Source organism: Achromobacter sp. (genome assembly GCF_049647645.1).
In the GTDB taxonomy this organism is placed as follows: domain Bacteria; phylum Pseudomonadota; class Gammaproteobacteria; order Burkholderiales; family Burkholderiaceae_B; genus Achromobacter.
Map to the genome: position 1 here is coordinate 1 of NZ_JBARYB010000264.1, position 10,581 is coordinate 10,581.

The window sequence follows — 10,581 nt, forward strand, 5'->3', positions numbered from 1 at the left end:
GGGGTGGACGCGGCGGCTTGTGGCGCGCCTTCAGGCGCTGCGTTCGACGAAGAAGCGGCGTTCATTGAATTCGCCTTGTTTGCCGGTGTTGAAGGAAGCGACGGGGCGGTGGTAGCCCATGACGCGGGTCCAGATCTCGCAGCGCACGCGCTGGCTGTCGTCCAGCCTTAGGGCGGGAGCGGTGGTGACTTCGGGAGCGATCAAGGTTTGCATGGCGGTTCCTCAGGGAGTGAATGCCGGGCGGCTGCCCGGCGGTCCGGCCGGGGCCTGTCGTGGTGACCAGGCCCTAAGCCGGGGTGCAGCATGCCGATTGCTTGGCCAGCAGCTCGGCATCGCATTTCGGGCAGAACTCGTGGTGCCCCGCCAGATAGCCGTGGTTGGGGCAGATGGAGAACGTCGGCGTGACCGTGATGTAGGGCAGCCGGAAGTTCGACAGCGCGCGGCGCACCAGCTGCTTGCACGCGGCGGCGGAAGACATAGCCTCGTTCATGTACAGGTGCAGCACGGTGCCGCCGGTGTACTTGCCTTGCAGCGTTTCCTGCAGTTCCAGCGCATGGAAGGGATCGTCGGTGTGGCCCACCGGCAGCTGGCTGGAGTTGGTGTAGTAGGGCTGAGTCTCGCTGCCCGCCTGCAGGATGGCGGGATAGCGCTTCCTGTCTTCGCGGGCGAAGCGGTAAGTGGTGCCTTCGGCGGGCGTGGCTTCGAGGTTGTACAGGTGGCCCGTCTCTTCCTGGAACTCGGTCATGCGGGCGCGCACGCGGTCCAAGAGGCGCACGGCCAGCGCGTGTCCCGCGGCGGAGGTGATGTCCTCGGCGTCGTCCGTGAAGTTGCGGATCATCTCGTTGATGCCGTTCACGCCCAGCGTGCTGAAGTGGTTGCGCAGGGTGCCGAGGTAGCGGCGGGTATAGGGATAGAGGCCCTGGTCGATGTAGCGCTGCACCACCTTGCGCTTGGTTTCCAGCACATCGCGGCCCAGTTCCAGCAGGTGGTCCAGGCGCTGCATCAGCTGCGCTTCGTCGCCGCGGCAGGTGTAGCCCAGGCGCGCGCAGTTGACCGTGACCACGCCGACCGAGCCGGTCTGCTCGGCCGACCCGAACAGGCCGTTGCCGCGCTTGAGCAGTTCGCGCAGGTCCAGCTGCAGGCGGCAGCACATCGAGCGCACCATGTGCGGTTCCAGGTCCGAGTTCAGGAAGTTCTGGAAATAGGGCAGGCCGTAGCGCGCCGTCATCTCGAACAGGCGCTCGGTGTTGGGATGGTCCCAGTCGAAGTCGGGCGTGATGTTGTAGGTGGGGATGGGGAAGGTGAACACGCGGCCCTTGGCATCGCCGGCCATCATGACCTCGATGTAGGCGCGGTTGATCATGTCCATCTCGGTCTGCAGTTCGCCGTAGGAGAACGGCATTTCCTCGCCGCCGATGTACGGGATCTGGTCCTTCAGGTCCGGCGGGCAGGTCCAGTCGAACGTGAGGTTGGTGAAGGGCGTCTGCGTGCCCCAGCGGCTGGGCACGTTGAGGTTGTAGATGAGTTCCTGCATGGACTGCTTCACCTCCGCGTACGTCATGGCGTCGCGGCGGATGAAGGGCGCCATGTAGGTATCGAAGGAACTGAAGGCCTGGGCGCCGGCCCATTCGTTCTGCAGCGTGCCCAGGAAGTTGACGATCTGGCCGATGGCCGCCGACATGTGGCGCGCCGGCGTCGCTTCCACCTTGCCGGGGATGCCGTTGAAGCCTTCGGTCAGCAGCTGGCGCAGCGACCAGCCGGCGCAATAGCCGCTCAACATGTCCAGGTCATGGATGTGGATGTCGCCTTCGCGGTGGGCGCGGCCCGCTTCGGGCGCGAACACGTTGGACAGCCAGTAGTTGGCGGTGACCTTGCCCGCCACGTTCAGGATCAGGCCACCCAGGCTGTAGCCCTGGTTGGCGTTGGCATTGACGCGCCAGTCGCGCTGGTCCAGGTATTCCTCCATGGCGCTTTCCACGTCCACCAGCGTGTGGCGCAGCGCGCGCAGCCGGGCGTGCTGTTCGCGGTGCACGATGTAGGCGCGCGCGGTGCGCCAGTGGCCCGCCTGGACCAGGGCTTCCTCGACGCGGTTCTGGATGGTTTCGACGCCCGGGCAGGGGTTGCCGGCCAGCGCGGCGATGACGCCGTCGGTCAGCATTTGCGCGTCCGCCAAGTCCAGTTCCCCGGTGCTCTGGCCGGCCGCCGCCATGGCCTGGGCGATCTTGTCGCGGTCGAACGCCGCGACCCGGCCGTCGCGCTTGAGGATGTGCTGGATATGCATGACTGACACCATATGTAGTAGGGTGTGAAAACTCTACCACCACATATGGTGCGTGTATCGCCACGCGCCCCTGGGATGTCAGCCTTGCTTGATGCGCGTCAAACGCGCGCTTCAGAAGCCGATGCCGACCCCGGCCAGGGATATGGCGACGGCCAGCGCGGCGGTACCGGCCGCCGGGCGGGGCGCCCAGGACAGCATGCCGACCCAGAGCAGGGCGCCGGCCGAGAGCCAACCCAGCCATGCCACCACGCCCACGGTATTGCCCCACAGCCCGACGCAGGGCAGCAAGGCCAGCGCCAGCAGCAGCACGCCGGCGCCGCGCAGCACGCGCGTATGGCTGGCGGACGGATCGCGTCCCCAGATCTGGTCGTAATGGCGCGGCATGGCCAAGCTCAGGCAAGCCATGCCCGAGTAGGTCAGCAGCAGGGCCATGGAAATTGCGTACAGGTCGTTGGTGTTCATGCGGCCGCCTCTGCATTACTGCGGGGATTGCGCCGGGCGGGCGCGCTTGCGGGCCGCCGCCACAACAGCAGGGCCGCCCAGGCCGATAGTACGCCGAATGCGACGGACGTCAGTTCGACGCCCGCGCTTTCCCAGTCGCCGCGGGCGATCTGCGCCACGGGATGGTCGCCCAGGGTGACGAACGACAGCATTGGCAGCAGCAGGCACAGCGCCGACAGCAGGGCCAGTTGCGAGATCCAGGCGCGGCGCGGGCTGCACAGCCAGGCATGCGCCAGCGTCAGCGCCCATATCAGGAAGAAGCAACGCAGCTCCCACAGCGCGCGGTTTTCCAGCGCCACGGGCAGCAGGCGGTTGGCCCAGAAGTAGCCGATGCAGGCGATGGCCAGTCCGGCCAGCGCGGCCACATTCAATCCTTCTATCAGCCGGTACACGCGCGCCGTGGCGCTGCCGAATTCGCCGCCATGCTTGGCGCGGCGCTTGACCATGAACAGCAGCGCGCCCGTGGCCATCATGGCCGCGCCAGCCAGGCCGCAGATGAAGTACAGCCATTTCATGGCCAGGCCGCCGAATTTGACCATGTGCAGGCCGCTCATCACCTGGAAGGTCAGGGAAGGCGCGCCGCCGTTGACGCCGCCCGCGGGCCGCAGGCGCAGCAGTTCGCCGCTGGCGGAGAACTCGGCCATGCCGGTGGTGGCGCTGATGTTGTGCGCTTCGTCGCTGTCTTCATTCCAGCCATAGACGCCGATGCGCATGGAACTGTCTTCGGGATTGTTGATGACGATGGCGCGCGCCGCCTGCCCGATCAGCTGCTCGCCGCGGGCCACGATGGGTTCCAGCGCCGGCATGGCCTGCGCCACGCCGGTGCGCGCCGGCCGGTCCTCGCCCGACAGTTCGGCCAGATACCGGCTGCTGGCCTGCGAGTCGGCGCCATAGGTTGCGGCGACGGGGGCGGGCATCAGTATGGCGCTGGATATCACAATGCCGGTGTAGGCGATCATGAACTGGAACGGCAGGGTCAGGACCGCCACCGCGTTGTGCGCGTCCAGCCAGGAGCGCTGGCCTTTTCTGGCGCGGAAGGTGAAGAAGTCCTTGAAGATGCGCTTGTGCGTGACCACGCCGGAAATCAGTGCGACCAGCATGGCCATGCTGGCGAAGGCCACGATCCACAAGCCCAGGCCGGCGTCGTGCAAGGTGTAGTGGAAATCCACGAAATGCGAGCCGCCCCGCGTGGCGCGGGCTTCGGCCTCGTGGTGGTCGTCAAGTTCCGCGCCGGTGTCGGGGTCCAGTTCGGCGTCGGCATACTGGCCGTTCTTGTCGAACCAATAGGCCGTCAGGCCATTCTCATGATGACGGTTGACCGGCCAGATTTCCCACATGCCCGCGCCCGGATGGTTGCGCGACATGTAGTCCACCGCCAGATCCAGCCGCCGCGCCCGGTCCACCGGGGCGCCTTTCTTTTGCGCGGCCAGGATTTCCGCCTCGTGATGCTCGGGCGTCATCCAGTGCGTGATGGGTTCGGAGAAAACGGCCAGCGAGCCCGTCAGGAAGACGGCAAACAGCAGCCAGGAAAACCACAGGCCGACCCAGGTGTGGAGCCAGGCCATGGACAGGCGGAAACCGGATTTCAGGACGAGCCTCTTTCTTGTTGACGCCGCCGCGAGCCGGGCGGTCTGATTTTATTGAGAATAGTTCCGATTCTAATCTAATTGGGGACGTGGTTGTGGGCGCCAGCGGGTTTGCGGCGCCTGTCGGGCACGGCGGTTGCTGGGAACGCGGTCCATCGGCAAGTCCGCCGCGCGGCCGACTTGTGGCGATGCCCCAACCGACAGAGGAACGCCCAATGAAACGCAAAGCCGGAAATACCTCGCAAATCGAGGAGTTGCTGTACCAGGCCCTGGAGACCGAGATAGGCGGCTTGGCCGTGTACGAAACCGCCGTGACCTGCGCGGTGAATGCGGACCTGAAGAAGGAATGGCTCGGTTACCTGGAAGAAACGCGTACCCATCGCCGGGTGCTGTTGACGGTATTCGAGCAGTTGCGCCTGGATCCGGAGGCGCAGCCCCCGGGCAGGCAGGTGGTGCGCCATATCGGCGAGTCGCTGGTCAAGGCCATGAAGATGGCGATCAACGCGGGCGATCCGGAGGCCGCGCAACTGGTTGCCACCGAATGCGTGGTGCTGGCCGAAACCAAGGACCACGCGAACTGGTCCCTGATCGGCGTGATCGCCGAGCAGCACAGCGGCGACCAGGCCAAGGTGCTCAAGCAGGCGCATGACGCCGTCGCCACGGATGAAGACCACCACCTCTATCACACCCAGGGCTGGTCGCGCGAGTTGTGGATCCAGTCGCTGGGATTCCCCGCCGTGCTGCCGCCTCCCGAAGAGGTCAAGCAGGTGGAGACCGCCATCGGCGCATCGCGGGCCGAGCAGGCGCGCGGCAAGATGCTGAGCCACTAGGAGATTGCGATGCCAGGCAGCCATCCGGCGCTCAAGGGCGCCGCGGCCGTGGACGCGGCGGCCCTGGCCAAGAGCGTAGCCGCCTGCATCGATGCCCTGGCCAGGCACCGCCATCCGGCAAGGGAGACGTCGCCGCCCATGGCGTGAGTATGCCCAGGCGCCAGCACGGGTGCGGACGCCTCTTGACAACATATATGCCCCTGCCAATACTGAACTGGCAAGTCGGGGCGAGCGCGCTTGGCGCTTGCCGTCCTTCAGACAAGGAGGCTGTATGCGTCGCGCGTCCGTTTTGCCTATGCAAGGTCAGGGTTGGCTGTGGGCCAGCCTTTTTTTGTGGGCTGCCTGTTTTTTCTTGCCGCCGCAGGCCAGGGCGGAGTCTGCGGCCGAGCTCAGCCAGGAGGCGCGGGGCGCGCTGGAGCGCCTCTACCAGCAGGAGCCCAGGACGCGCGAACTGGGCAACAAGGCGGTGGGCGTGCTGGTGTTTCCCCGCATCCTGAAGGGCGGCCTGCTGGTCGGCGCGGAAACTGGCAACGGCGCGCTCATCCGGGGCGGCAAGGTCCAGGGTTACTACAACATATCGGCGGTGTCGTTCGGCCTGCAGGCCGGCGCGCAGGAGTTCAGCTATGCGCTGTTCTTCATGAACGAGCCGGCGCTGCGGTACCTGGACCAAAGCGACGGCTGGTCGCTCGGCGCCGGCCCCAGCCTGGTCGTGGTGGACGACAGCTATGCCGCCAGCATCACCACCACCACCCTGAGCCAGGACGTGTACGCCGTGCCATTCGGCGGACAGGGACTGATGGCCGGCATGGGCTTGCAAGGGTCCAAGATCACCCGCACCCAGCCGGACTGAGGCCAAGCGCCAGCCCGCCGGCCGCTAGTCCAGGGTGATGCCGGCGCGCGCCGCTACGTCTGAAAAGGTGCGCAGTTCCTTGGCGATCTGCGCCTTGAAGGCAGGAGCGGGCAGATACACGGGATCCAGCGCCAGGTCTGCGACCGACTTGCGCACCTGCGGATCCTCCATGATTTCCGCTACGGCGAGGCTCAGCGTGTCCACCACCGGGGCCGGCGTGCGCGCCGGCGCGACCAGCGCGTACCAGCCGACGAAAGACACGTCCGGCATGCCGGCTTCGGCGAAGGTGGGCACGTCGGGCAGTTGCGGCATGCGGCGTTCGCCCGTGACCGCCAGCGCGCGGATCTTGCCGGCGCGGACTTGCGGCGCGGCGGAAGACACGGTGTCCACGCCGAGGTCGACTTCGCCGCCTATCATGGCCGTTACCAGCTGCGCGCTGCCCTTGTAGGGCACCGGCATCATCTTCGCGCCCGCGGCCTCGGCGAACATCTCGCCGGCCAGGTGGGGCGCCGATCCGGGACCGAAGGTGCCGTACATCAGGCCGCCCTTGCCGCTGTGCTGTTTGGCCAGCGCGGCCGCTTCCTGCGCGGTAGCGGCCGCCAGCCCGCTCTTGGCCAGCAGCACCACGGGCGCCATGGCGACGATGGCGATGTGTTCGTAACTCTTTTGCGGATCGTAGGGCAGGCCGGGCTTGAGCGCCGGCAGCACGGTGTAGGTGGTGCTGCCCGACAGCATCAGCGTGTAGCCGTCGGGCTGCGCGCGCGCGGCCGCTTCCGCGCCGATCACGGTGGATGCGCCGGGGCGGTTTTCCACGATGACGGCCTGGCCGAATTTGCCGGACAGCTTGTTGGCCAGCAGCCGCGCCACGGCGTCGGTCGCGCCGCCCGGCGTGAAGGGCACGACGATCTTGATGGTCTGTTCGGGATAGGCAGCGTGGACGCCGCCGGTATGCGCGGCGGCGGCAAGGCTTGCGGCCGCCACGGCGGCGCGGAGTGTGACGGTCATGACGGAAGTCCCGGTCGGTTGGCGGTGGAAGACGGGCTGGCGGTTGCCTGGCGCAGGGCGTTACCCTGGTCGCCCAGGTCCCAGAACAGGCCGGCCATGATGGCCAGCCCCTCGCGGGCGACGCTGCCCAGCAGGTGTTCATTGGGCGCGTGCTGCGCGCAAGCGGGATAGGAATGCGGTACCCACAAGGTGGGCAGGCCCAACTGGTCGGCGAAGATGTCGTTCGGTAGCGAACCGCCCAGGTTCGGCAGCAGCGCCGGCCGTTTGCCGGTGCTGCGTTCCAGCGAGGCCGCGGCCCAGCGCACCCAGGGATTGTCGGGTGACAGGCGGGTGGCGCCGGCTTGCATGCCGATGCGCACCTGGATGTCCTCGAAGCCCGCCGCGCGCAGATGTTCCTTCACGTGCGTCTCCAGCGCGCGCCAGTCCGTGCCCACCACGAAACGCAGCTGGCACCAGGCCACGGCTTCGGGCGGTATGGCGTTGACCGGCTTGGCCGGATCGCCGGCGCCAAAGGTCAGGACGTCCAGGCTGTTCCAGCCGAACACTTTTTCCGATGCGCTCAGGCCGGGCTCGCCCCACCAGGCATTGATGTCGGGATCGTCTTCGCCGCCGCCGACTTCCAGGTCGGCCAGCGCCTCGGCCACCGCCTCTGGAATAGGGGGCGGGCGCAGGCCCGGCACCGTGATGCGGCCGCGCGCATCGACCAACGTGGCGATGGCGTGCGCCAGCACGATGGCGGGGTTGGCCAGCAGGCCGCCCCAGTTGCCCGAGTGGTAGCCGCGTTCGCGCGCCCGCAGTTCCAGTTCGAAGTTCACCGCGCCGCGCGAGCCCATGAATAGGGTCGGGCGCTGCGCGCTCAGGCGCGGGCCGTCGCTGGCGATGAATACGTCCGCCGCCAGGGCTTCGCGCTGGGCCTCGCAGAAGGCGGCCAGCCCGGGGGAGCCCGCTTCCTCGCCGGTCTCGATCAGCCAGATGGTATTGAAGCCCAGCGCGCCGCTGCGCGCGGCGATGACCTGGCGCAGGGCTTCCAGATTGATGCTGTGCTGGCCCTTGTTGTCGGCGGTGCCGCGCCCGTACCAGCGGTCGCCCTCGACTTGCAAACGCCAGGGATCGCGCCCGGCTTCCCATTTGGCGGCATTGCCGCGCACCACGTCGCCATGGCCGTACATCAGCACCGTGGGCAGGCCGGGCTGCTCGATGCGGCGCGCCACCAGGATGGGCAGGTCGGCGCCGGAGGGATTGGGATGCACCTCACAGGCGAAACCCAGTTCCTGGAGCAGCGGAACCAGTTCTTCGTTCAGATAGGCGTGCTGGGCGGGAGCCTGGTCAGCCACCTCGCTTTCCGTCGCGTAGGCGACGCGGCGGGCCAGGGCCGCCTGAAGATCGCCGTTGTCATAGGCTTGAACGGCTTGGAGCAGGGCTTGTTCGCGTATCACTTCGGGGCCTGGGTGCTGAGGGAGGCACAAAGTTATTACGCTTCATCACATGCCACAATTAGATAATTAGCATTTTTGCGTTGCCATAAAGGCATGGTTAAAGGGGCGCCATGATTTCACTGGGTCTGAGGTACTTCCTGGAGGTCGCGCGCTGCGGCTCCATCGCCGGCGCTGCAACTGCGCAACACGTGGCGGCCTCGGCCGTCAGCCGGCAGATCGCCAAGCTGGAGGACGGGCTGGGCATTGCGCTGTTCGAACGGCAGGCGCGCGGCATGGAACTGAGCGAGGCCGGACGCCAATTGGCCGCCTATGCCAATGCCGCCGCGCTGGAAGCCGAGCGCGTCACCACCGAGATCCGCCAGCGCAGCCACCTGGGCGACGTGACCATACGCCTGGCCTGCACCGAAGGTTTCGCGCACCGCTTCCTGCCCATGTGCATGGCCGAATTCAAGCGGGTCCGCCCCGAGGCCCGTTTCCATCTGCACGTGGAACGGCCTGAAGAAGTCAGCCGCCAGATCCTGGAAGGCCTGTCGCAGTTGGCGCTGCGTTACACCACCGCGCAGGATGACCGCCTCAAGACCGAACTGCTGGTGCGCGCCCCGGTCTACGCGGTGATGTGCCGCAACCATCCGCTGGCCAGCCGGCGCAGCCTCGGCATGCGCGACCTGACGAAGGTGCCGCTGTCCCTGGGCGACCAAGGCACCACGGTGCGGCAGTTGTTCGACGCGGCCTGCGCGAATGCCGGGCTGCATATCGAGCCGGCCTACGTGTCCAACCACTCCGCAGCCTTTCTGCCCATGCTGCCCGGCAGCGACATTGTGGCGCTGTCGGGCTACCTGACCATGTTGGGGCAGCGCGACGGCGAGGGCCTGGCCGCGGTGCCGTTCAGCAATCCGGAGATGCGGCAGCGGAGCATCCAGGTCCTGACCTTGCAAGGCCGGACCCTGCCGGCGCTGGCCCGCGAGTTCCTGGAGTTCATGGCGCAGCGGCTGACGGCGACGCCCAAGGCGCCGGAAGCGGAAGCCTGAGGCGGATGCCTGAGGCGGGACGCCCGAGGCAGACGTCATAGGCCCTCGTCCGGGAGGGAGGCCGCGGCGCGCGGCCCCCCTTGGCGGTTTCAGTCCAAAGAGATATTGGCCTCTTTGACGACGGCCGCAAAGCGCGCCGCATCCGCATCGCGGGCCTGGGCCAGCGCGGCGGCGTCCTGCGGCCAGGCGTCAAAGCCATAGGTCTCGAAACGCTTGCGCACCGCAGGCGTCACCACGGCCTGGGCGATGGCGTCATTGATACGCTTGACCACGGCATCCGGCGTGCCCTTGGGCGCGAAGGCCGCGACCCAGGTCTTCAGTTCGAAGTCCTTGGGACCGCCGGCTTCGCTGACCGTGGGCACATTGGCGTAGGAGCCCAGGCGCGTCGGCGCCGCCAGCGCCAGCAGCTTGACCCGCTTGGCCTGGTACAGGTTCTGCACCGTGGCGGCGGTGCCGAAGGCCCAGTCCACCTCGCCGTTGGCCACCGCCGTATAGAGCTGGGCCAGGTCCTTGAAGGGGACGTGGGTCATGTCGGTCTGCGTGGCGGTCTGGAACATGGAGGTGCCCACGTGCGCCACGCTGCCCATGCCCCAGGTGCCGTAGGTCAGCTTGCCGGGCTGGGCCTTGGCCGCCGCGATCAGGTCGGTGACGTTGTTCCAGGGCGACGAGGCCGATACGACCATGAAGAAATGCGTGGTGTAGATGGGCGCCACCGGCACGAAATCCTTGACCGGATCGAAGGGCAGGTTGCGGTAGAGCTGCGGCTGCAGCGTCATGTGGGTGTTGTCCACCACGGCCAGCGAGTAGCCGTCGGGCGTGGCGCGCTTGACCTCGCCGATGGCCAGCCAGCCGTTGGCGCCGGGCTTGTTTTCCACGATGAGCGGCTGTTTCCAGGCCGCCGTGAGTTGTTCGCCCAGCATGCGGGCGACGGCGTCGGGACCGCTGCCCACCGAGTACGGCAGCACCATGCGCACCGGCCGCTCGGGGTATTTGTCGGATTGGGCCTGTGCCGAGGCGCAGGCCAGGGCGCCGGTCAGCGCCATGCACCAGAGGGTATTTTTCAT

At 67.3% G+C, this 10,581-nt stretch carries 11 protein-coding genes; 4 read left to right on the forward strand and 7 right to left on the reverse strand.

Going from position 1 to position 10,581, the window contains the following annotated elements:
- Positions 1 to 30: 30 nt before the first annotated feature.
- From nrdD to WBB14_RS29780, 4 genes are all read right to left on the reverse strand, one after another.
- On the reverse strand, positions 31 to 213 hold the full coding sequence (nrdD, locus tag WBB14_RS29765) for an anaerobic ribonucleoside-triphosphate reductase (protein ID WP_013393551.1): 183 nt from the start codon (positions 211 to 213) through the stop codon (positions 31 to 33).
- Positions 214 to 286: 73 nt separating this feature from the next.
- The gene (locus tag WBB14_RS29770) at positions 287 to 2,281 is read right to left on the reverse strand and encodes a ribonucleoside triphosphate reductase (RefSeq protein ID WP_424242945.1); all 1,995 of its coding nucleotides are present in this window, start codon (positions 2,279 to 2,281) and stop codon (positions 287 to 289) included.
- Positions 2,282 to 2,392: 111 nt separating this feature from the next.
- Positions 2,393 to 2,743: a DUF3325 domain-containing protein gene (locus WBB14_RS29775; RefSeq protein WP_424242946.1), complete on the reverse strand. Its 351-nt coding sequence runs from the start codon at positions 2,741 to 2,743 to the stop codon at positions 2,393 to 2,395.
- On the reverse strand, positions 2,740 to 4,347 hold the full coding sequence (locus tag WBB14_RS29780) for a PepSY-associated TM helix domain-containing protein (protein WP_424242947.1): 1,608 nt from the start codon (positions 4,345 to 4,347) through the stop codon (positions 2,740 to 2,742). Before WBB14_RS29780 ends, WBB14_RS29775 begins: the two co-directional genes overlap by 4 nt.
- 236 nt (positions 4,348 to 4,583) lie before the next feature.
- Here WBB14_RS29780 and WBB14_RS29785 point away from each other — a divergent pair, with 236 nt between their 5' ends.
- The 3 genes from WBB14_RS29785 (at position 4,584) to WBB14_RS29795 (ending at position 6,048) form a co-directional block, all read left to right on the forward strand.
- Positions 4,584 to 5,198: a hypothetical protein gene (locus WBB14_RS29785; RefSeq protein ID WP_424242948.1), complete on the forward strand. Its 615-nt coding sequence runs from the start codon at positions 4,584 to 4,586 to the stop codon at positions 5,196 to 5,198.
- Between the two features lie 9 nt (positions 5,199 to 5,207).
- On the forward strand, positions 5,208 to 5,345 hold the full coding sequence (locus WBB14_RS29790; RefSeq protein ID WP_424242949.1) for a hypothetical protein: 138 nt from the start codon (positions 5,208 to 5,210) through the stop codon (positions 5,343 to 5,345).
- Between the two features lie 205 nt (positions 5,346 to 5,550).
- Positions 5,551 to 6,048 carry a YSC84-related protein gene (locus tag WBB14_RS29795; protein ID WP_424242950.1) on the forward strand — a complete coding sequence of 166 codons (498 nt, stop codon included), beginning with the start codon at positions 5,551 to 5,553 and terminating at the stop codon, positions 6,046 to 6,048.
- Between the two features lie 24 nt (positions 6,049 to 6,072).
- Here WBB14_RS29795 and WBB14_RS29800 read toward each other — a convergent pair whose 3' ends face one another.
- Positions 6,073 to 7,053, reverse strand: coding sequence for a Bug family tripartite tricarboxylate transporter substrate binding protein (locus tag WBB14_RS29800; protein ID WP_424242951.1), 981 nt, complete (start codon positions 7,051 to 7,053; stop codon positions 6,073 to 6,075).
- Positions 7,050 to 8,489, reverse strand: coding sequence for a M20 family metallopeptidase (locus tag WBB14_RS29805; RefSeq protein ID WP_424242952.1), 1,440 nt, complete (start codon positions 8,487 to 8,489; stop codon positions 7,050 to 7,052). The genes WBB14_RS29800 and WBB14_RS29805 overlap by 4 nt, the downstream gene beginning before the upstream one ends.
- 110 nt (positions 8,490 to 8,599) lie before the next feature.
- Between WBB14_RS29805 and WBB14_RS29810 the strand changes: the two genes are divergently transcribed.
- Positions 8,600 to 9,517 (forward strand): LysR family transcriptional regulator, encoded by a 918-nt coding sequence (locus tag WBB14_RS29810; protein ID WP_424242953.1) that lies wholly within the window; start codon positions 8,600 to 8,602, stop codon positions 9,515 to 9,517.
- 89 nt (positions 9,518 to 9,606) lie between these two features.
- Here WBB14_RS29810 and WBB14_RS29815 read toward each other — a convergent pair whose 3' ends face one another.
- On the reverse strand, positions 9,607 to 10,581 hold the full coding sequence (locus WBB14_RS29815; protein ID WP_424242954.1) for a Bug family tripartite tricarboxylate transporter substrate binding protein: 975 nt from the start codon (positions 10,579 to 10,581) through the stop codon (positions 9,607 to 9,609).